The organism is Paenibacillus sp. ISL-20 (genome assembly GCF_018613005.1).
GTDB lineage: Bacteria > Bacillota > Bacilli > Paenibacillales > Paenibacillaceae > Paenibacillus_AQ.
In genome coordinates this window covers 15220-38105 of sequence record NZ_JAGGRD010000085.1, presented here as the reverse complement: position 1 = coordinate 38105, position 22886 = coordinate 15220, and the positions used below count along the sequence as shown (strand labels likewise).

Below are 22886 nucleotides of genomic sequence, written 5' to 3'. Positions count from 1 at the left end.
AACTACGGGCCCTTGGCGTACCAGACTGGGCAGCTTTCAGGATGGCAAATTCCCGCCGAGGTGCCTGGGAAATGTCTCGGAACACAAATAACGCCCTTCCAACTTCTTATTGGGAAGCGAAAGGGCTGAAAAGTTTACTTTCACGTTATCTGGAGCTTTGTTAACCTTTTGGAACCGCCGTATGCGGACCCGCATGTACGGTGGTGTGAGAGGACGGGGGTTAGCCGCCCCCTCCTACTCGATTGCATTGTTCATGGTTCGTACATTGACGAAGTTCGTATTTATCGTATATAGTGTAATTCGCGCTTCAATGCAAAGAAGCAAAGAAGCCGAAAAGCATAAAAGCGAAAAAGCTCATCGTATAAAACAAGCGGACGGGAAGGAGCTCCCGTCACGACCATGTATAAGGAGTCTTAGCACCATGGAACGACATCTCAGTTTCTCAAAAAGCATCATTCTTATCGCGGTTATATTGGCAGTACTATTTGTCTCCATTTTTCTTCTTAAGGCAGAGCCGCATATTCCGCTCCTGGCAACGACCGTGGGTATCGCCGCCTTGCTGCGGTTGTTCGGGTTTTCTTGGAAGCAGCTCGAATCCGCGATCATTCAAGGCATTCAAACGGCGATTATGCCGATTCTCATCCTTTCGCTCATCGGCATTCTCATTGCAGTATGGATGATGAGCGGTACCGTCCCGACCATTTTATACTATGGAATGGATTATATTGAACCGCATTATTTTGCCGTGAGCGCTTTATACGTGACGATTGTGGTGTCGATGTTTACCGGAAGCTCCTTCACGACAGTCAGTACGGTTGGCGTTGCTTTCATGGGGATTGCTGTAACGACCGGGATTTCTCCGGCCTTGGCAGCAGGAGCGGTGATCTGTGGGGCTTGTTTCGGGGATAAAATGTCGCCGCTGTCCGACACAACGAATTTTGCTCCGGCGGTTGCCGGCATATCCTTGTTCACCCACATTGGCAATATGATCTACACCACGGTGCCGGCACTAATCGTGACAACGGTCTTTTTCCTGCTTGCACCAACGGCGAATACCCTGGATTTAACCTCGATAAATCAAATCAAGGCTGCTCTGAATGACGGATTCCATATTCATTGGCTAACGTTGCTATCACCGCTTGCGGTCATTGCCTGTTCCATCAAGCGGATTCCGATCCTCCCTACACTCATTGTCGGCATTGTTACCGGACTCATCGTAACGGCCTTCGTTCAGCAGCAGTCGGCAGTCGATGTTTGGTTCAGCGTCATGCAGAGCGGCTACAAGAGCACGATAGCCAACGAAACCGTGGCTTCCATTGTCAATCGCGGCGGATTGCAATCGATGATGGGGTCCGTATCGCTGATATTGATTGCGTTATCCTTGGGAGGGCTGCTTCAGCATTGCGGCGTCATTGAAGCCTTCTTCCACAAAGTCATGCAGCCGCTGAAGCGGAAGAGCAGCATTGTCCTGATGACGGGGGCATCCTCCATTGCGGTAAATGGCATGACGGGCGAACAATATTTATCGATCCTATTGCCTGGTCAAATGTTCAAGGAGGAGTATGTCCGCCGAGAAATTCCGGCGAAGACGTTGTCACGTACATTGGAGGATTGCGGTACGCTTGTTAACCCACTGATTCCATGGGGGGTAAGCGGCGCCTTCTTCGCTGCTACGCTTGGAATTCCGGTCATTGAATATGCGCCGTACGCAACTTTCTTGTGGTTAAGCCCGCTCTTCACGTTTGCCTATGCCTTGATACCGCGATTGCAGCGGAACTCGCTTGGCAGGAAGATATAAGGATTACCCAATAAACATAGATCATGTGCTTGACCTTGCCTCCTGGATAGGGGGGCAGGGTCTTTTTGATTATAGCGATTCATACCCAACCTGTTCTTTGATTTATTTGATACGATGGATATATGCAAGCCAACATTGTAGATTCATTTCTTAAGGGAGGGATATAAACATGAACCATTGGATAGATAAAGAGCCAACCGCTACGGCGCTGATGGAATTGCATGTTCAGGCGATGTTTACGCATGACCGGGATGTGCGAATTCGCACATCAACGAGCCTTGGCCGGGAGATGAGCCTGCCCCCAGGTTTTTCCTGGGCCGAACGATAGACGGCTCCGCGATCTGCAGGTTTCGCCATGACGTTCCCGAAAGAATTGCCGGGCAATTGAAGGCGCTGGTTGAAGATGAGCCGATCGTAAACGATGAAGTTCAGACGAAGCCTAAACATTTTGCGGCTTATATGAATCTCCTTCATACTGAGCACTACACGAGCGGACCCTGTTATCGGATACCTGACAAAACAACGCCGGCCAAACAGACGGTATGGATCACTCGAGAAAATATGAACGAATATTCGCTCACCGGCTTTGAATGGCTGTTCACGGAAATCGATTATGGCCAGCCTTGTGTTGCGCTCGTTCATGAGAACAGGCTGGTGTCGGTTTGCCGCAGCGTTCGGATTACAAAAGGAGCACACGAAGCCGGGCTTGAGACGTTAGAGGAATTTCGCGGAAGAGGTTATGCGGCTGCCGTTGTTGCAGGATGGGCCATCGAGGTGCGTAAGGTGGGCGCTCTGCCGTTGTACAGCACGTTATGGGAGAATAACGCTTCCCGGAGAGTGGCAAGTAAATTAGCATTGTCCTATTACGGGGTTAATTTCACAATCAGATGAATGCTGGGCAGCGTGACCCCCTTCTAAAGTAAGCCATAAAGAAATCCCTCAAACAATTTGAGGGATGAAGTGCACCATGATTATGTTAATGATTAGCTCGAGCTGCCTCTTCTGTTCTTATAATAGCCATGACCTTGGTTGCCATGTCTATGTCTTAAATCGGATGAGGAACCTTTACGACGCGAATAGCCGTGGCTGCTGCTGTATTTTCTTCCATAATTCTTCGCGGAACTGCTGTGACGCTTGCGGCTATGACTATGGGATGTAGAGTGGAGAAGCTTGTTCATGATCTTTCTTAACATGCAAAACATCCTCCTTTCTTGTTCGTAATCATTCCATATAATTTAATCGGATCGTAACATAAATGAAACCCCATAATCAAATTAAAGGCTGCCCTTCTTATCCGAGGGGTGGTTTCTTGCATTAGCGAGCGATTGCAGTTCGTTCATGAACTCCAAGGAACTTAAGTAAGGTTCACTCAATTGCAGCAAGCGTTTGATCATATTCTGCAATTCAATCGAGAGATGCAGTTCTTCCTGCCAGCTTCGCTCCACGACTGCGCTCCGGTTGTTATCCGGCTCGTAGGTGGAATAGAGCATGAACAACATAAAGTGACCAATGTCCCGAAGATCCTCGCGTTCCTTCGAATCCTTGTATTTTACAGAGGACGCCGAGCTGTTCCGCTTGAACTTTTTTCGTGCAGGTACTTGGAGCGGAGGGGGTTCACCGATCCTTCTCGCTAGTCCAAAATCAATAAGATTGATCCTGCCATCCTTAAACAGGACGTTAGGAATCCGCAGATCAAGATGAACATAGCCTTGCTCGTGTATGTATCGGACTAGCTTCAGAAGCTGCAGCGTGATTTCGATGCATTCGTCTTCTTCGTATTTCATATCTTGTTCAAATATCAAATCTTCAAGCGTATCACCGTTTATATAAGACATGACCAAATAACAATTGCGGTTGTTCGAGAAGAAATCCCGATATGCCGGAATTTGTGGATGCTGAAGGGATCTTAATACTGCTGCCTCTCGATTCAGCAATTGTCTAGCATAATGGCCTTTGCTGGGTCTTGACTGTTTGACCGCCACCACACTTCCGCTTTGTTGATCCAAGCATTGGTACAGGATGCCGTAACTTCCTTCCCCGATCATCTGTTGAATGATATAACGATTCCCCAGCACCGTATTTTCTTCAGCCGGGTAATCCCGCCAAGCGCTTATAAAGGAGCTAAGGTATGAGAAAAAACGCATATCGATTCCAAATCTCTCCTTTGGGTTGGTCCCTCTAGAATGTTAGAGCAAGTGCGATCCCTTGTTGTCGTACATTATAAGCTTTTTGATAGGATTATACGAATAGAGGGTATATTCGATCGGATGAACCTCCTCTAGTCAATCGACATCTATTGGATCTTTCCTATAATCTAGCGGCGATAAGCCGTTAAGTTGCCGGAACAGCTTCGAAAAATAATGGATGGAAGAGAAGCCGTGCTTTTCTGCGATCTCCGTGATGCTGATGTTCGTATTGCGCAGATCCTCCTTGGCCCGATTGATGCGGAACTGGTTAATGTATTGGGTCGGCGGCAAGCCCGTCGATCTCCTGAACAATTCGAAAAAATAACCTCTGCTGATTCGAAGTTCCTCGTAATACGACTCCAATGGACGCAGCTTGCCGTGCAGAATATCCTGATCCAGTCGCTCCAGTAATTTGTTCATTCTATGATCGGGAATGGCCTCATCCTGCAATGCGAATGCAAGAAAATACTCGATGAATTGCAGGAAATGGCTTTGTGTCCTTACGCTGCGCATGTAGGTATGCTCATTCTCGAACTGGTTCCCGGTGTAGAATTTTTCAAACAGGTCGCTCCATACGTTGATCTTCTCAACTTTCATGAGCTCAGGTATGGCATAGGGAAAAGAAGGGCCTACATAGGAAGGAATCAGCTGGGCAATGTCATAACAGATCACGCTGGGATGATCGGCCAAAGCTCGGCGGTCCACATAGGACCAGTCGAAATAACAGCAGACATGTACCATGGGATCCTGGCTGTCCGCTATCCAATCATGCGGCTGCCCAGCCGGTATATATACAAGGGAACCCGGGTCGGTATGATATGTGCGGCCTTTGGTGCGAATGATGCCTCTACCCTCGGTAATTAGATAAAGTGATGACGAATAGCAGTGCCGGTTGTTATTGCTTTGACCTTTGGAAAAGGGATACCGTGTCGCATAAAACACATAGGGATGGAAGACGGCAAAATCCACGTATTTATATCCACATCCTTATAAGATAAGATTCTATAGATATTCGCATGACGATTGTACAAAAGCCTGACGTTTATGTAAATACAGCGATCGTCACCATTGCTATACTAACACTGAATTCATTTCATGCATGAGGAGGGAATTGAGATGTTGGATTGTAAATGTCTATTGACGGATGAACAAATAATTCAATTTATTACGAAGGGGTATGTGGTGCTTCACAACGAATTGCCGGATCAGCTTCATGACGCCGTCAGGGATAAAATTAATGTTGTATTGCACGAGGAAGGAAATCCCGGCAATAACATCCTGCCCCGTGTGCCCGAGATCCAGCAGTTCTTCGAAACGCCGGTCGTTAAAGGAGCTTTGACGAGTGTTCTCGGACCGGATTACTATATGCACCCGCATCGGCATTGCCATTATAATCAGCCGGGCGATCCGCTGCCGGGAGGCGGGCAGTGGCACAAGGACGGTTACTGGTCCAGCATGCGCAGCCACCGGCCCTGGTGGGCGATGATTTTTTATTACATGCAGGATATCACCGAGGAAATGGGACCGACCGCGATCATGCCCGGTACCGCATATTACGAAAAGTTTGTAGGCGATCAAGGCAAGACGCTGCTGCCTACCGGCAAAGCGGGAACGATGGTTTTGGTTCATTTTGATTTATGGCATAAAGCTTCGCTTAATGTCTCTGACTTGGATCGTTACATGTTAAAGTTTCAATTCGTTCGATTGCGTGCACCGGAATCGCCGAGCTGGAATCATCAAGAGAAAGAGATGAGCTTTACGGGCGGAACACCTTACGTGCATTTGAATCTATGGAGAGATATATGGAACTGGATGCGCGGCGAACCGGATCAGGGGATCCCCTCTGTAACGGGAGACAAGGCCCAAATAGAGCAATTGGTCGAAGATCTAAAGTCCGAGGACGAGACCGTTCGCGCAAGGGCCGCGGATCAAGCTGGATTGCTAGGAGAAAAGGCCGCTTCGTTAGCTTCTGAACTAGGCCAAATGTTGAATGATAGGGAACCGGTAGCTTTGAATGTAAGTTATGCGCTTGGCCGAATGGGCTCCGCCGGAATCGATGAATTGATACGCCTCATTTCCGAAGGAACAACGCAAATCGCGCAGAGAGCGGCTTACGGACTGCAAGGTGCCGGCGCTGGAGCCGTTCCAGGACTGCTTGCACTGCTGGAGCACGCAAACGAGAAGCGCAGGGCGCTTGCTGTTTTCGTACTTGGCATGATCGTCCCGTCGTCGAATGAGGCGGTGTCTGCATTGAAAGCGTGCTTGCAGGATCCGAGCGATTGGGTTCGTCGAAATGCAGTCGAAGCGCTGGGTATAATGGGAAGGGAGGCAGGCGATGTGTGTCAGGCCTTGGCAAACGTATTGGAGAAGTCGCTTCTGCAAGAGGAAGAAAGAGACGCCGCGGGTCCCGATGATACGGACATCAGCCAGCAGAGCTATATCCTAAATAAAACGGGATATACTGCTGCCCTGTCGCTGCTTCGCACCGCCAAAGCCACGGATGTTCCCATCGTGATCCATTCGCTTGAGCAAGCGCTGCACAGCAAGGACCGTTATGTAAGGGCGTATGCCTTCGAAACGCTTACCCATCTGCGGACCCCGGAGGCGACGGATGTCCTGATTCGATATTATCGACCGGCCAGATGGTGTCCGGACACAACGAAGGCGAGCACTTTCTGATATCCGCATGCGGTCCGAAGACCTCTTATTCCTGATAGGAACGAGAGGTCTTTTTATATGTCTAGAATTCGATGTGATTCACGAGCAGGTGTCCTTTTTTTGCAAAAGCATGACCCTTTCATGCAAAGACTTGTGCGATGCGCTCTAGTAAAATGAGGCTCAAAGTTCGGCATTAGCCGTTTATTGTTGAAAGGAGCAGTCATGCATGGCAACATCAATCAAAAGAGTTCATGTCGTGTTCAAGACCCATCTGGACATCGGGTTTACCCATATCGGAAAGAACGTAATCGAGCGTTATATGGAGCATTTTATACCCCGGGCTTTGGAATTGTCCGAGCAGCTGGCTAACGAAGAGGGGAACGTAAAATTCGTATGGACGACCGGCTCATGGTTAATTCATGAGTTTTTGGGAGCCGCTGCTCCTGACATGCGGGCGCGTATGGAAAAGGCCATTGCGGAGGGACGGATAGTTTGGCATGGGCTGCCGTTTACGACGCATACGGAAATCATGGATGCCCGGCTATTCGAATTCGGAATGTCCATTTCGGGCGACTTGGACCAAAAGTATGGAAAAACCACGATTGCCGCTAAAATGACGGATGTTCCGGGTCATACCCTTGCAATGGTCCCCTTACTGGTTAAACACGGCATTCAATATTTGCATTTGGGCGTTAATATGGTGTCCAAAAATCCCAAGGTGCCGGAGATGTTTGTATGGCGTGCTTCCGACGGTTCGGAGATCATCGTTCATTATGCGGATAGTTACGGCAAACCGTTTCAAATGGAAGGGCTGGAGGACGCTTTGTATTTTGCCCATACGCATGATAACCATGGACCATCCACGATGGAGGAGATTCGTGTTTTATTTGAACAGTTGGAGCGGGATTATCCAGGGGCGGAAATCATGGCCTCGACACTTGATGCATTTGCCCGGCGGCTTCAAACCGTAAAGGACCGATTGCCTGTCGTGAGCGAAGAAATCGGGGATTCGTGGATACACGGTATTGCCTCAGATCCTTGGAAAATCGCCCGTTACCGTGAATTGCTAAGGCTTCGGGATCGCTGGATCGAATCCGGTCAATTGGACAAGGACGGTGATGCGTACGCTCGATTTTGCAATCGCCTGATGTTGATCCCCGAGCATACCTGGGGGCTGAACAATTCCGTCTATCTCGTCGATTTCGTTAATTATTCCACTGGCGATCTAGCCGCTGCAAGAGCGCGGGATGTCGTTGAAGACAATCAACTGAGGAAATTCGATTACCTATGCCAGCAGGCGAATGGTACTCGGTCGTACAGCCATTACGAGAGCTCTTGGCAGGAACAACGGGATTATCTTGAGGAGGCCGTTCAATCGCTGCCGAAGGGGTTGGCAGCTGAAGCGCGAATAGAGCTGGATCGGATGAGTCGGCATCAAACCGTCCCAGACTCGGAGCCGATGCAGTGCAAGCAGCCGATCGATATGAACGAGCTTTATGAATTAGGGCAGTTTCAGGTAAGCTTCGCTGCCGACGGCTCGATAAACCGATTGATGGATCGATCCGGGAAGGAATGGGCGGACGAACATCAGAGGCTTGGCACTTATAGGTATGAAACCTTCAGCAAAGAAAACTATGATCGCTTCTTTAAAGAATACGTGACCAATCTGGATATTCATCACGGCTGGGCGGACAACGACTTCGGAAAGCCGGGAATCGAATATGTCAAACCGCGGCCGGAACATCGGCGGTATACGGCATCCTTGCGGACGATACACCTGAAGAGGTGCGCAGATTATGATATCGTAACAGTGGAAATGAAGCTACCGGAGATTCTCAGTAAGCAGTATGGGGCTCCGCGGCGATTGAACGTAATCTATACCTTTCTTGCGAATGAGCCCGTCATAGAGATAAGTCTAAGCTGGAAGGGCAAACCAGCCTGTCGTCTTCCGGAAGCAAGCTGGTTCTCGTTTGCGCCCCTTGTGGATAATCCCAACGCATGGATGATGGATAAGCTGGGACAGCGTATATCTCCGTTATTCGTCGTGAAGGACGGTAACCGGAACATGCATGGTGTCGATTCCGGCCTATATTATGAGGGGGCGGACGGAACGGTGGTCATTGAAACCTTGGACGCGCCGCTAGTGTGCCCGGGGGAACCGCGTTTGCTGCAATTCGACAACTCCTATGCTTCATTGACCGGTGGATTCCATTTCAATCTGCACAATAACGTGTGGGGTACGAACTTTATGATGTGGTTCGAAGACGATATGAAATATCGGTTCAGATTGAGACTGCATTCTCATTCATGAGTTAATTGTGCCCATCATGAAAAACAAAACGGAAAGGTGTGAGTTTATTAACTCGCATCTTTTTTTATATATGAACGATCATCCGCCGGTCAAGTTATGAAGAGGTATTGTTCTTGTTAATAAAATCGTGAATCCTGTTACGAAGCTGCTCATGCTGCTCAAAATGGTTATACATCCGATAGGCTGCCGTCTGCGCATTTCCGAAGAAGAAACGTTCAAACTGGGTTTGCCGGCCACCGAACGAGCTAGCACCAACCTCCCATGCAAGCCTGAACAATGCGATACGATCCCAAGCCTCCGTCGTGGATCCTTTTAAATATTGATTAAGGTAAGGGCCTGATTCCGAATGAAAATCCAGTTCAGAAGGGATCATAATCAGGCCGCTGGAGCCCAGTAACTGTATCATCTCTACCATCTCGGGATAGAATTTGGGGAAGAGCATGCTGGATGCGATAAGAGGACTGGCGGCAGGAACGAGATATCCGAATTTATCCTGGCTGGCACCCTGCTCGGAAGCCAATCTTAATGCTTTGAACGTCTCGAGAAATGTAATCATTTTTGAAACATTCGAGACCATATGGGGCTCGAGTCCAACGTTCTGTTCATCTGCCAAGGATTCCAGCAAGCCGAGCATGAATTCGGTTTTAACGATGAAACGGGTGACCATTTGGTGGGCGATATGCGTATGAAAGTGACTCTCGCCGAATAAACGCCCGGCGTAAGTCTCGTCCCCATAGTAAAAGATCCGGTCATGGGGGACAAGCACGCGGTCGAAGATGACGAGTGTATCCATCTCTTCGTATCTTGCGCTGAGGGGATAATCATAGGAAGAAGTGGTACCGTAGCTTTCACGGCATATAAGAGTCATGCCCGGTAAATCGTTGGGAACCGCAAATGCAAACGCAGAAGGATTCACATCATGGGACATCGTTGGCGACGGTGTCGGGAATACCAGCATTTCTTCGCAAGTAGCTCCTTGTGTTGCCAGCAGGAAGGCCCCGCTTATGATCATTCCATCATCGTTAATCTCTACGACTTTAGCCGCGACAGTGTCTTCAGCAGCATCTTGCTGACCGGACATTTTACATGCATAGGGCTGGATGAAGGCGTGAGATAATGTAATATCATGATCACGACAGTACTTATAATAGTTCCTGAGATTTTCCGCATATCTCGGATGATGCTCTTCCAGAATATCGGCAGCGGTATATAAGGACATGATCGCAGTGTTCATATAATCGGGAGAACGCCCTAAAAAGCCATGATGCTTGTTCGCCCATAATTCCATCATCATTCTGCGTTTATGCAAATCCTCCGCGTTCTTGGGCGGGAGAAAAGACAGGCCTACCCGTTCTCCCGTATCGGGCGAGGGGTAAGTCATCTGTTCGATATAACTTTCTTCACATTGCATATCGTAAAGATCGGCTTGGGTTTGAATAAGGCCTTGGAATGCAGGATGCTCGGATAAAGGTCCCTTGATAGGCTCTCCTTTATACCAAATGTTAATATTCCGTCGGTCAATCCGTTCGATATACTGCTTTCCCGATTTAATAGGCACGTTGTTCACCCCATTTTCGATAAATCGTATGCTTACAAACCTGTCTACTTGTGTTAATGTACGTGCTTAGTCCATGCGTAGTACGTTGTCCGTCGGAAACGGGATAAAATATGCGAATGTACCTCAAAAGCTTGAGCCAGGAAGAGACAGCAGGCAAAAAAAACGGACCCGTTATGGTCCGTTTCTTGAAATTTCGATTATTGGGATTGGCCCAGATACTGCTCAAGCGTGAGGTTTTGTCTCGTGATTTCTCCCGCAATATAGACACCAACGTAACGAACATGCCAAGGCTCATAAGAATAGCCAGTTAATTTCTCCTTGCCTTTTCCGTAACGAATGATAAATCCGTATTTCGGTGCATTGGCTTTCAGCCATTTGCCTTCCTTGGTATTTCCGAAGCTTTGCTCCAACGCATATCCTACGGAAGCACTGGATATATCCATGCTCAGTCCGGTCTGATGCTCGCTTTGTCCCGGACGCGCGCTTGTTTTGTTAGCGACAGCCTCGCCCTTATTTCGAGCGTTGCGTTCGAATATGGCTTTTTGAGTAGCATAGGACCGGTAGCCCGATACGGCTTTGAGATCGATCCCGTCTTTCTTGGCTGCCGCAAACAATTTTTCCAGCGCAGATGACGCTACTTTTTTCATCTGTTTTTTGGGACTAGGTCCCGAGAAACTGAACGGAATATGGGGTACAACCAAGTCTTGCGGAACATAACTCGATGGAAGATTTCTTTGCTTGTTGACAAGTACAACGGTGCTTGATAGATTGGTGACCGAATTTAAACCACGAACCGTTTTTAAAGTTCGGTTAGGAGCGTTGTTTTCCAAAAACTTCGTAAATGATAAGCTGGAAGAAGATGCCGCGGCAGCTTCCGCCTTGCCAATGCCGGTGCTGCTTAGAAAACCGGATAAGGCTAGGCTTGTGACAACGGAACCGATGATGACCGTAGGTATGATGGATTTGACGATTTTTTTGTGCATGTGAAGTCCCTCCTCGTTAGCTATCTCTCAGTATATAAGAGAGTTATATCGGTAGAATCTCTGACTTGTTTCTGAATTGTAAACAAAATAGAATAGATCGAATCTGATAATAATCCAAAAATAGATTATAGTGATATAAAATAGGTACAAATTTCTACATAAGGAGAAGTTTCACATGCGAAATGAACAGCTGCAAGAAATATTGAAGGAATACGGCATCCAGGAACCCGAAATCACGTTTATTCGGCATAATGAAAATCGAACCTATAAGGTGGGAGACCATGACGGAAGTACATATCTGCTGCGCATTCATCAACCGGTAAAAGACGGCATGGCAGGTCAGCAGCATACCTATGACGGTCTGCTAGGTGAACTGCAAATGCTGGAGCACTTGTCAGGCTGGGATCAACTGCTTGTCCAAAGGCCGCTGCGGAATCGGGAAGGCGAGCTGATTACAATCATCGAACATGAGGGGAAACGTTGGAACAGCTCCGTGCTTACCTGGCTGGAAGGAAGAGACTTGCATAAGGAGGATGTAAGCGACCCGGTCATGGTTGAGAAGCTGGGGGCTCGTGTTTCAGAGCTGCACCGATTCTATGGTCAGTACATCTCGGAGGGCATGGATAAACGTCCAAGTCAGGGGATTGGCTACAATCAATATATGATCGAGGTTATAAAGCAAGGATTAGCAAAAGGTTTGTTTACTTCCTTCGATGTTTCCGTCATTGAAGACACGATATCGTTGGTTAATTCGCGGCTTGCGGATCGTGGAAACGAAGAAGCCTGGGGGCTCATCCATGGTGATTTAAGCTTGGGGAATATCATCATGACTTCGGATGGAGAACTGAGTTTTATCGATTTTGGTTTTTTCGGACCAGGGTATAATTACACGGATGTTGCAATGGGTGCCATGATGGTTCCTTCGGAGCTTCGGAATATATTCCTGAGAGGGTATTATGGCAGTGAACATACGGGACAAGATAAGTTTGTTCTGTTAGAAGGCTTCATGCTGCTGGCCATTATCGGATACTATGTCTTTCAAATGGAGAATGAATCCGTGCATGCATGGATGCGTGAAAGAATGCCGAAGCTGTGCGCCGATTACTGTAAGCCATATTTGTCGGGTGAACGCATATTTTATTCCGTATAGTTCGAAGACGGATTAGACGTATCCGGTGATACGATATGAGATATATAACATGAGGATTAGAGGTGAAACCAAATGGCGGAAAGCAAACTTCTACTGCAACAAAAAGCTCTTCAGGATGAAGCTTCTGAGGTAGCTGATGAACTTCGACTTTACGAATTGCTAAGTCAAGCAGGCGAACCAGTGCGTGTTGGCAGTTCAGCCCTCGGATTGATGGTATGGAGAGACTTGGATATGACGGTAAAATGTTCACGACTGAGTCAGCAATTAACTGCACAAATCGCATCGGAACTCATGCTGCATGCTGGTGTACGGGAGCTGAAGTTCATCAACGATACGGGTGTTTATAATACGGATCCCGCTTATCCCGATGGATTATACATTGGCCTAAAGTATAAGTCTCAGCGAGGGAAGGAGTGGGAAATGGACATTTGGTTCGTGGATGAACCGGAGAGACAACCCGACTTGAAACATATCATAACGATGCCTGAACAGCTGACTCAGGAGCGCCGGGAAGCCATTTTGCAAATCAAAAGTGATTGGGCAAGCCGTGATGAATATGGCAAGACTGTGCGAAGCTTCGATATTTATACAGCGGTTCTGGAAGAAAACATAAGGACACCGGAGCAGTTTCAGGCCTGGCTGGGCCAAAGGTCCATGAATAAAGAATAAAGCTGATGAATCAATAAGAAGAGAATTTACATATGGAGATTATCAGCCCGGTGGCGTTATGATAAGCGGCTTTATGAACCCGGCCTTCTACTTATTCGACTGGGAACTGGAAGAGAAGGGGATACTTCAGGTGAAACACACCCTTCCATATTCGGAACTGGCTTATGCGTCGGAAGAAGAGATCGTGGGAACCGGGGTATCATTGGAATTCGGACATACGTTGGAGCAGCAAATGGGAGGTCAGATCGGAGCAGGGTTTATGATTGGCGGTTTCTATGAGGATTCGTTCGGAGGCAAGAGACTGTTGGATCGTTATGCGAACAGTTTTATTGCGACAAGGGCCATAAAGTTTTAACATTAAGTCTATTGCCAATGAATTCATTAGAAGAGTCATCCTATCGGGTGGCTTTTCTTTTTTTTATGTATATGCAAAACATAAGTAAATCCTATTTTTTTGATATTATCCATATCATTTTTCCTGTGATAGCATGTTCGTATATCTAGTAAGTGGAGAGAGGAATGATGGATATGAGTTCAGCATTTTGGTTAACAAATGCCCGGTTAGAGAGCGGTTATGAAGTTCAAGATGGCGTAATTACGGGAACAAAGACGGAGATTCGCCACATATTCATAGAAGATGGAAAAATCGCGAAGATCGCAGCTTCGAATACAACCCTAACAAACCAATGGCCACAGCACGACGTGAAGGGTTTATTGCTTCTGCCATCCTTTATCGAAAAGCATTGCCATTTGGATAAAACGCTGGTTGGTGACAGGTGGCGTTCCGTTACGCCGGTTTCCAGTATTTTCGAGCGTTTGGCTATCGAGAAAGCGACGCTTCCTTCGCTGGATACCTTGACACAAGACCGTGCAGAACGGCTGCTCGATATTTACCTGAAGACAGGCGTGACGCATGTGCGAACGCATGTCGATATTTATCCGGAAGCGGGATTAGACAATTTAGAAGCGGTTCAACAGGCATTACGCGCATTTGAAGGAAAGTTATCCTATGAGATCGTAGCTTTTCCGCAGCATGGTTTGCTGCGCTCGAAATCAACGGAGTTAGTGAGACAAGCACTTCGCAGCGGAGCAGGTTTGGTCGGCGGGGTTGACCCGGCGACTGTGGATGGCGATATCGAGGCATCCTTGCAGGAAATGGTGGGACTCGCAGTCGAAGCACATGCGGGCATCGACCTGCATCTGCACGATGCCCATCATCTGGGGATCTTCACCATGAAGCGATTAGCTCAGTTAACCATAGAAGCGGGACTGCAAGGCAAGGTGGCGATCAGTCATGCCTTCGGACTGGGGGATATTCCGCCGTCCCAAGCACAGGAAATGGGGGACTTGCTCGCTGATGCGGGGGTCGCGATTATTACGAGTGTGCCGATTGGCCGCAAGTTTCCGCCAGTTGGCTTGTTGCACGAGCACGGTGTAGAAGTGGCCGTCGGATGCGACAACATTTTTGATGTGTGGTCGCCCTTCGGAAATGGGGATGTGCTGGAGCGTGCCGGCCGATTGGCGGAAATATCCGGATGGGTGGATGAACGCGTGTTAGCGCAAACGCTCCAATATATCACCGGTGGCACCACACCGCTTAATCATGATGGGGAGCAGGTATGGCCGCAGGTCGGAGACGTCGCCAGTATCGTATTTGTTGAAGCTTCTTGTTCCGCTGAAGCCGTTGCGAGAAGATCGAAACGCGTGGCGACGATGTTTCAGGGGAACATCGTTTCCGGTTCGTTTTAGGCGAATTTTATGTCCATCCGGATTAAATTGCTGCTGTCCTATACCGGTATGCTGGTCATTAGCCTGCTGGTCTTTGTCTTGACTGCGAGTTTGTTCACCATTGCGGCCACAGGCGATATTCACGGTATTCGGGATTTTTATAAAGTGCACTATCAGATTAACCCGCTCACGGAAGAAGAGGAGTCTATATTCCTCGAATTAAAATATCTTGCCAAGAACGAACCGGATGAGCTGCAGAACAAAGAGCTGCTATCGGAATATGATTTTAAGCTGAGAACCGTACGAGCGGGTCTGTATGTCCGGAGGGATAACGACCAGATCTTTGAGTCCAATACGATGAACCAGCCTGAATTGGAAGCGAGTCTGCCTCCATATGACCTGAACAACCATCAGATTCGTAATACCCTTAACATCGGTGAACGGTTTTATGCTTATGCCAAATATGATTTCCGGTATTCGGACGGTGCCAGAGGCAGTGTGTATGTGATTCGAGAGCGAAGTCCTTTCGGTGAAGTCACGCGCAAGCTGCTGCCCATTCTTGTCTTGAGTCTCGTTGGCATCGTTGTGGTTGCAAATGTATTGTTATATCGCTGGATCACGCGCAGCGTGGTCAAACCGCTTGATTTGCTTCGAAAATCGGCGGAACACATCAAGGAGGGAAATCTCCAGTTTTCTCTGGATTTGCATTCCAAGGATGAAATTGGCCAGTTGAACGAGACGTTTGAGAATATGCGGAAGCGTCTGCATGAGTCGATTCAACTCCGGCTTCAGGACGAAGAGAATCGGAAAGAACTGATCTCCAACATCTCTCATGATTTGCGCACGCCCATAACGAATATTAAAGGGTATATCGAAGGTATACGTGACGGCGTTGCAGATACGCCGGAGAAAATGGATAAATACGTGAACATTATCTATACCAAAACCACCGATCTGGATAAACTTGTGAATGAGTTGTTTCTGTATTCCAAGCTAGATTTAAAGCAGGTTCCGTTCATGTTTGAGCATGTCGATATCATCGGTTTTATAGACGATTGCATCGATGAGCAGCGCTATGTTTTGGAGGAAAAGGGAATACGGTTGGAGTGGAAGGAACGTACTGGTCAGTCTGTCGAGGTCATTGCCGATCTGGAAAAATTAAAACGAACGGTGCTCAATATCATCGAAAATGCCCAAAAATTCATGGACAAGCAGGACAAAACCATATGTGTCTCCACTCAGCTTTCTCCGGGATGGGTAACGGTTGAAATACGGGATAATGGGATGGGCATCGAGCCGGAAGCGATCCCTTATATATTCGAAAGATTTTATCGTGCGGAGCCATCCCGCAATTCTTCAACGGGCGGCAGCGGCCTGGGGCTTGCAATTGCCAGCCAGATCATCGAGGGACACGGGGGTACGATTTGGGTGGAAAGCGAGCCCGGCATCGGCACCAGTCTGTACTTTACCCTCAAACGAGCGACAAAGGAGGCAGTGTAATCCATGACCACACGCATTCTCATCATTGAAGACGAGACGACGATCGCTCAGTTGGAGCGGGATTATTTTGAGTTGAACGGTTTTCTGGTAGATTTATGCCATACAGGCAATGAGGGGCTGAAACTTGCCCTTAACGAGGACTACAATCTTATCATTATCGACTTGCAGCTTCCCGGAATGAATGGCTATGAATTATGCAGCCATATCAGGAAGAACAAGGAGGTACCGATTCTGATCGTTTCTGCTAAAAATGAGGAGATCGATAAAATCCGTGCCTTTAATCTCGGTGCCGACGATTACATTACAAAGCCGTTCAGCCCGAGCGAATTAGTCGCAAGAGCCAAGGCCCATCTGATGAGATATGTGAGGCTTATGGGCAAGCAAAGCCCAAGTCCAAGCTCAGAAATTCATATTCGCGGCTTGGTCATCGACAAATCGGCGCGAAGGGTGTTCGTACGCAATCAGGAAGTCACGTTTACGACCCGGGAGTTTAACTTGCTTGAATTTCTGGCAAGCCATCCGAACCGGGTGTTTAACAAAACAGAACTGTTTGAACGGATCTGGGGCATGGATTCCAGCGGGGATATTGCAACCGTAACCGTCCATGTCCGCAAACTGCGCGAAAAGATGGAACTGGATCCATCCAATCCACAGTATATTGAAACGGTGTGGGGGGCTGGCTATCGCTTTTCGGTCTAAACAATTTATAATTTGTTAATAAAAGTTTTCGAAACGCTTAATCCCAGCTTTCTTGGGAGTTTAGGACTCTCTTCTATCATGGAGATATGACGATCAACGTTCATATTTCAACGATTTAGGGAGGGTTTACAAATGAAAACATATTCTAATAAACTGGCGGCCATGATGGTGGCGGCTGCCCTGGGAACGGCTTCGCTTCCGTTTCATGTACTGCAGACCGAGGCTGCGGGAGCCCCGCTCGTTGCCCAGGATATAGAGCAAGCCACTCAAGTGCTGTCCCAGCTTCGCGTGATGCAGGGTTACCAGGATGGCACGATGGGGATAACCAGTCCCATTACGCGGGCAGAGCTGGCAAAAATGCTTGTGCTTGCGTTTGGACTTGAAGGCAAAGGAGATACAAAGCCAAGTTTCACGGATGTGAATTCAAACGCGTGGTATGAACGGTACGCAGCTGAGCTGGTTGCGTTAGATATCATGCGGGCACCGGAAGGAACCTTTGATCCACGGGGAATCGTTACCCACGCTGAGCTGGTACAAATGGTGTCTAAGGCTCTGAAACGAGATGTGAAGTCCGTTGATGAATGGGCGAAGCGTTTTTATTCTGAGGAAGGCCATACCACACGTGGTCAAGCTGCCTACTTAATAAGCATTGCCCATGAGGCAATTCCGTCTGAAAAAGCCAACATCACGAGCATCCGCGCACTGAATGCTATCACCTTGATCGTCGCTTTCGATGCTCCGTTGACGGCCGACAATGAGGCGTTTGCCCAAGCCAAAGAAGATTTTAAATTTAACAACGGGCTTGAACTCACTAACATGCCGCGCTTGAAGACGGGCTCGATTTCTACTTACATCGTCCCAACCTCAGTTCAAAAACCGGGTACCTCTTATACGCTTACCTACAAAGGGAAAACAGCAGGCACATTTACAGGTAATAGCACGAAGTTGGACATGACAGAGGCTAGACAAGTCGCTCAGGATACGTTTGAGCTGGAGGCACTTAAAGAGAATGGCGTTGTTGACTACGGTTATGTTATTTCCGCCTATAGCGGAGGCCGCGGAGCCAATGCATTCGTATTGGATGAGAACAACAGCGACGATGGAAAAGTCTATCAGATCATATCCTCTGGTCAAGCCAGAGAATTGACGATTACGCCTGCAGGCGGACAACCTATCGTGGCAAAATACGTACCCTTCACCCAGTCCACGGATGGCAAACAAGAGCCGAAATTCCGTTTACCTGAAGGCCAGACACTGACGCCGGGTGTTACCTATACTGTTACCTCGGATTGGGCACAGATTGCGAACCCATCTTTCGTTGCGGCGAGTTTCGAACCGCTGGATATTATCGGAGCCGAGGCGATCAGTGACAGCTCCGTTGCCATTACATTATCCGCGGACCCTGGTGATGAGCTGTTCTCCGGTCGAAGCATCGAATTGGTTGATGCAGAAGGCGGCAAGCAGATAGCAGCTTATAAATATTCAAGCCGCAAAGGTGCCGTGGGCGTGTTCGATCTTACACAAGAAGGTAAACTGAAGCCAGGAACGACATATACGATTCAACCGGTTGGCGAATGGGCAGGCGAAACCACAGCGGTTCTGACGGTGAGATAATACACATTCAAGAATGGAAAATAATTACACCATAATAAAAAGGATGAGCTTAAAGGCTCGTCCTTTTTATTATGGTGTATATTTCGATTTTTGTAGTCGAAACGTCCACGAAGTGGGTATTAATTGTTAAACGGTTGACAACCTGTATATACATGTATATGATTTTTCTATATGCAACCTGTATATACAAGATGATGAGGAGGACGAAGTTTCATGTTGAACCCAGAAACCCAGTCTCAAGATTGGTGGAGAACTTCGACGGTTTATCAAGTATATCCGAAGAGCTTCAACGACACGACCGGCCTAGGCACGGGCGATATACGAGGGCTCATGGAGAAGCTGGATTATATAAAAGGACTTGGTATCGACATTGTGTGGCTTCAGCCGGTGTATGTTTCTCCGCAAAATGATAACGGTTACGACGTTGCGGATTATTGCAGCATCGATCCTGTATACGGGACGATGGACGATTTCGACGAGCTTGTGGCTGAGCTGAAAAAAAGAGGCATGCATCTGATGATCGACATTGTCGTGAATCATTCTTCGACCGAGCATCGATGGTTTAAAGAAGCGGCGTCTTCTCGCAATAACCCGTATCGAGACTATTACATCTGGCGGGATCCCGCGGAAGATGGCGGTCCGCCCAACAACTGGCAATCCAAGTTTGGAGGACCGGCATGGCAATATGACGAAGGGAGCGGGCAGTATTACTTGACCCTTTTTGACAAAACGCAGGCAGACCTGAATTGGGAGAACGTGAAGGTCCGTGCGGAGGTTGTGGATATCCTCACCTTTTGGGCGGACAAGGGCGTAAGCGGATTCCGGATGGATGTCATCAATCTCATATCGAAAGATCCCTCGTATCCGAATGATGACGGTTCGGTAGCACCCGGAGATGGACGCAGGTTTTATACGGACGGACCGAGAGTGCACGAATACATTAAGGAATTGAACGAAAAAGTATTCAAGCCTTATAATCTCGTCACGGTGGGTGAGATGTCCTCCACCACCCTGGAGCATTGCGTTCGTTACTCGAACCCGCAGGAGAATGAATTCTCCATGACGTTCAACTTCCACCATTTGAAGGTAGACTATCCCAACGGGCAAAAATGGGAGCTCAAGCCTTATGATTTCGAGGAGTTGAAAAGAGTGCTCTCTGATTGGCAAATCGGCATGCAGAAGAGGGGCGGCTGGAACGCCCTGTTCTGGAACAACCATGATCAGCCGCGCGCGCTGACCCGGTTCACCAATGATGGTGAATTCCGCACGGAAAGTGCAAAGATGCTGGCTACGACGCTGCACGGATTGCAAGGCACGCCATATGTATATCAAGGCGAAGAGATTGGCATGCCTGATCCGAACTGGAATGATATATCCGAGTTTCGGGACGTTGAATCCTTAAACATGTATGTCATTCTCCAGGAACAGGGTAAAACGCCGGAGGAGGCTGCCCACATCGTCAAGGTACGCTCGCGAGATAACTCCAGATTGCCTATGCTGTGGAATGACAGTGATCTAGCCGGCTTTACAACGGGGACGCCTTGGATCAAGATCGATGAGCGGTATCCGCTGATCAATGCGGAATCTGAAGTGGAAGATCCGCATTCGATCTATCATCATTATCGGAAGCTGATTGAAATGCGAAAGAACATTCCGGTGATTACGGACGGTGAATATGTTCGCCTGGATGAAGGCCATCCCGAAATCTATGCGTATGCCAGAAAGAACAAGGAGCAGACGCTTGTTGTGATTTCCAATTTCAGTGATCACGACGTATCGTTCGAACTTCCTGAGAAGAAGATAGTGAATCTGACAGAAATCCGATGGGCTCAGCTGCTAATCGGCAACACAACGGAAGAGCCCGAGCTTACTCCAACGGTTGCACTTCGACCGTATGCATCCTATATGTGGCTTATCCATAACAACTAAATTCATAATGTCAGGAGCGAAGAGCTATGGCCCTTGATCGCAAAAACGTGGAGCGCATTGTCGAGGCAGTCGGTGGAAAAGACAATATCGAAGCCGCTACGCATTGCGTAACCCGTTTAAGATTTGCCCTTGTGGACGAGAGCAAGGTGGATTCCAAAGCCCTAGATGAGAACGATTTGGTGAAAGGGCAATTCTCGTCCCAGGGACAGTTTCAGGTCGTGATCGGACCGGGTCTTGTCGACCAGGTTTACAATGAAATGATGGACATCACCGGCGGAGCAAGAGTATCGAAGGATGAAGTGAAGAACATTGCGAGTAAGAAGCAAAATCCACTGCAGCGAGCGATCAAGACGCTTGCGGACATTTTTATTCCAATCCTGCCGGCGATTGTCATGGCAGGTTTGCTGCTTGGCATTAACAATCTGCTTACAGGAACGGGTATTTTCTATGAAGGTCAATCGTTGATTCAGGTCCATCCCGAGTGGGCAGACGTAGCCTCCATTATAAATCTAATTGCAAGCACCGCCTTTACGTTCCTGCCCGTCCTGATCGGATGGTCTGCAGTAAGACAGTTTGGTGGCAACCCGCTGCTTGGGATTGTACTAGGCCTGATCCTGGTAAATCCGGATCTGCTTAGCGCTTATCAATATGCGGATGCCAAGCTGGAAGGCACGGTTCCCGTCTGGAATCTGTTCGGCTTTGAAATGGAGAAAATCGGTTATCAAGGCCAGGTGCTGCCTGTTCTTGTTTCCGCTTATATTTTGGCCAAAATCGAGAAGTTTCTGAACAAACGGGTACATGATTCCATTAAGCTGCTTGTCGTGGCGCCAGTAGCTCTGCTCGTGACCGGGTTCCTTGCATTCATTCTGGTGGGACCGATCACGTTTGCCATCGGTAACGTCCTTACTTCAGGTCTTGTCAGCATTTTTGATTCATTTGCAGCCTTGGGTGGCCTGATCTACGGCGGACTGTATGCACTCCTTGTCATTACGGGGATGCATCATACGTTCCTTGCGGTGGACATTCAGCTCATCGGCAGTGAAGGGGGAACGTTCTTGTGGCCGATGCTGGCGTTATCTAATATTGCGCAAGGGGCCGCAGCGCTAGCCATGATGTTTATCATGAAGGAACAGAAGGCCAAAGGACTTGCCGTTACATCTTCCATCTCTGCCTTCTTGGGGGTAACGGAGCCAGCCATCTTCGGGGTTAACATTCGTCATAAGTATCCGTTTATCTTCGGTATGATTGGATCCGGGATTGCCGGCGTGCTGCTGGCCGTGAACAACGTTCTGGCTTCGTCGATCGGCGTGGGGGGCATTCCGGGATTCCTATCCATATTCCCTAACCAGTGGGGCGTCTTCTTCATTGGCATGGCGATTGTATTGGTCATTCCGTTCACGGGGACATTGTTGTTCGGGCGTTACTATTTGTCCAAGCAGCATCGACATACAGCGAAAGAGAACGCTGCCGGCAACGTTGCAAGTGATCAAGCAGTAATGATGGAATCGAACGACAGTCGTCAATCTGGGTCATTCGAGTCACCGGAAACAGAGAATAGTTCAATTACGGAAGCTGTCCAAAAAGCCGCAGTAGATATCATGGCACCAATCAAAGGGAAGGTGGTTTCCTTGTCTGAGGTACCCGACCCTGCTTTCGCTGAGAATCTGATGGGTCAAGGCGTTGCCATTATCCCATCAGAAGGGAAAGTGTACGCTCCGTTTGACGGTCAAGTCGCGCATCTGATCAAGAAGAGTAAACATGCGATTATTTTGACGGATACGAACGGGGTTCAGATCCTGATTCACGTCGGAATCAACACGGTTTCCTTAAAAGGAGAGGGGTTCACGGCTCACGTGGAAACAGGTGCCGACATAAGCAAAGGGCAGCTGCTGCTTGAATTCGATATGAATCGGATTCAGGAAGCCGGTTTACCCGTCATTACGCCCATCATTATTCCAGACGGCCAAGAACAGGTTCAGAAGGTTATGGAGTATGAAGGCGAAGCGTTGCCAGGTGAAACGCGAGTGCTTCAAGTGACTCTTGGTAATGGAATTTGACAGGTTCTTATGTAACATGTAATGGCTGCTGGAAAATGGTACAATA

General features: G+C 48.2%; 19 protein-coding genes and 1 pseudogene. 15 read left to right on the top strand and 5 right to left on the bottom strand.

Annotated elements, in window-relative coordinates; all coding sequences use genetic code 11:
• The 4 genes and pseudogenes from J7E85_RS35045 to J7E85_RS33655 all read left to right on the top strand — a co-directional run.
• Positions 1-164, top strand: a pseudogene (locus tag J7E85_RS35045) (group II intron reverse transcriptase/maturase); the annotation flags it as partial.
• 257 nt (positions 165-421) lie between these two features.
• Positions 422-1798: a Na+/H+ antiporter NhaC gene (gene nhaC, locus J7E85_RS33660; RefSeq protein ID WP_215164292.1), complete on the top strand. Its 1377-nt coding sequence runs from the start codon at positions 422-424 to the stop codon at positions 1796-1798.
• Positions 1799-1967: 169 nt separating this feature from the next.
• On the top strand, positions 1968-2126 hold the full coding sequence (locus J7E85_RS34485) for a hypothetical protein (RefSeq protein WP_251036242.1): 159 nt from the start codon (positions 1968-1970) through the stop codon (positions 2124-2126).
• Complete coding sequence (locus J7E85_RS33655; RefSeq protein ID WP_353049613.1) at positions 2066-2689, top strand: GNAT family N-acetyltransferase; 624 nt, start codon at positions 2066-2068, stop codon at positions 2687-2689. The genes J7E85_RS34485 and J7E85_RS33655 overlap by 61 nt, the downstream gene beginning before the upstream one ends.
• Positions 2690-2781: 92 nt before the next feature.
• Here J7E85_RS33655 and J7E85_RS33650 read toward each other — a convergent pair whose 3' ends face one another.
• The 3 genes from J7E85_RS33650 to J7E85_RS35040 all read right to left on the bottom strand — a co-directional run bounded on the left by J7E85_RS33650 (position 2782) and on the right by J7E85_RS35040 (position 4953).
• On the bottom strand, positions 2782-2991 hold the full coding sequence (locus tag J7E85_RS33650) for a hypothetical protein (protein ID WP_076323236.1): 210 nt from the start codon (positions 2989-2991) through the stop codon (positions 2782-2784).
• A gap of 81 nt (positions 2992-3072) precedes the next feature.
• Complete coding sequence (locus J7E85_RS33645) at positions 3073-3942, bottom strand: serine/threonine protein kinase (RefSeq protein ID WP_215164291.1); 870 nt, start codon at positions 3940-3942, stop codon at positions 3073-3075.
• A gap of 138 nt (positions 3943-4080) precedes the next feature.
• Entirely contained in the window at positions 4081-4953 is an 873-nt protein-coding gene (locus J7E85_RS35040) for an AraC family transcriptional regulator (protein ID WP_215164290.1), read from the bottom strand.
• A gap of 147 nt (positions 4954-5100) precedes the next feature.
• Here J7E85_RS35040 and J7E85_RS33635 point away from each other — a divergent pair, with 147 nt between their 5' ends.
• On the top strand, positions 5101-6663 hold the full coding sequence (locus tag J7E85_RS33635; RefSeq protein WP_215164289.1) for a HEAT repeat domain-containing protein: 1563 nt from the start codon (positions 5101-5103) through the stop codon (positions 6661-6663).
• 205 nt (positions 6664-6868) lie between these two features.
• Positions 6869-8953 (top strand): DUF5054 domain-containing protein, encoded by a 2085-nt coding sequence (locus tag J7E85_RS33630; RefSeq protein WP_215164288.1) that lies wholly within the window; start codon positions 6869-6871, stop codon positions 8951-8953.
• Between the two features lie 94 nt (positions 8954-9047).
• On the opposite strand, the gene J7E85_RS33625 is transcribed toward J7E85_RS33630, so the two are convergent.
• Both J7E85_RS33625 and J7E85_RS33620 read right to left on the bottom strand, forming a co-directional pair.
• A complete protein-coding gene (locus J7E85_RS33625; protein WP_215164287.1) occupies positions 9048-10511 on the bottom strand; it encodes a 4-hydroxyphenylacetate 3-hydroxylase family protein in 1464 nt (487 codons plus the stop codon).
• A gap of 197 nt (positions 10512-10708) precedes the next feature.
• Positions 10709-11494 (bottom strand): M15 family metallopeptidase, encoded by a 786-nt coding sequence (locus tag J7E85_RS33620; RefSeq protein WP_215164286.1) that lies wholly within the window; start codon positions 11492-11494, stop codon positions 10709-10711.
• Between the two features lie 175 nt (positions 11495-11669).
• On the opposite strand from J7E85_RS33620, the gene J7E85_RS33615 reads away from it, so the two are divergent.
• The 9 genes from J7E85_RS33615 to treP all read left to right on the top strand — a co-directional run bounded on the left by J7E85_RS33615 (position 11670) and on the right by treP (position 22840).
• The gene (locus J7E85_RS33615) at positions 11670-12644 is read left to right on the top strand and encodes a phosphotransferase enzyme family protein (RefSeq protein WP_215164285.1); all 975 of its coding nucleotides are present in this window, start codon (positions 11670-11672) and stop codon (positions 12642-12644) included.
• Between the two features lie 72 nt (positions 12645-12716).
• On the top strand, positions 12717-13313 hold the full coding sequence (locus J7E85_RS33610; protein ID WP_215164284.1) for a hypothetical protein: 597 nt from the start codon (positions 12717-12719) through the stop codon (positions 13311-13313).
• A gap of 58 nt (positions 13314-13371) precedes the next feature.
• Positions 13372-13668, top strand: a complete 297-nt coding sequence (locus J7E85_RS33605; RefSeq protein WP_251036241.1) for a hypothetical protein — start codon at positions 13372-13374, stop codon at positions 13666-13668.
• Between the two features lie 173 nt (positions 13669-13841).
• Complete coding sequence (locus J7E85_RS33600) at positions 13842-15062, top strand: amidohydrolase (RefSeq protein WP_215164283.1); 1221 nt, start codon at positions 13842-13844, stop codon at positions 15060-15062.
• Positions 15063-15071: 9 nt separating this feature from the next.
• Positions 15072-16541 (top strand): sensor histidine kinase, encoded by a 1470-nt coding sequence (locus tag J7E85_RS33595; RefSeq protein WP_215164282.1) that lies wholly within the window; start codon positions 15072-15074, stop codon positions 16539-16541.
• 3 nt (positions 16542-16544) lie between these two features.
• Complete coding sequence (locus J7E85_RS33590; RefSeq protein ID WP_215164281.1) at positions 16545-17240, top strand: response regulator transcription factor; 696 nt, start codon at positions 16545-16547, stop codon at positions 17238-17240.
• 132 nt (positions 17241-17372) lie between these two features.
• A complete protein-coding gene (locus tag J7E85_RS33585; protein WP_215164280.1) occupies positions 17373-18854 on the top strand; it encodes an S-layer homology domain-containing protein in 1482 nt (493 codons plus the stop codon).
• A gap of 213 nt (positions 18855-19067) precedes the next feature.
• Positions 19068-20783, top strand: a complete 1716-nt coding sequence (gene treC, locus J7E85_RS33580; RefSeq protein ID WP_215164279.1) for an alpha,alpha-phosphotrehalase — start codon at positions 19068-19070, stop codon at positions 20781-20783.
• 26 nt (positions 20784-20809) lie between these two features.
• A complete protein-coding gene (gene treP / locus J7E85_RS33575) occupies positions 20810-22840 on the top strand; it encodes a PTS system trehalose-specific EIIBC component (RefSeq protein ID WP_215164278.1) in 2031 nt (676 codons plus the stop codon).
• The last annotated feature ends 46 nt before the right edge of the window (positions 22841-22886 follow it).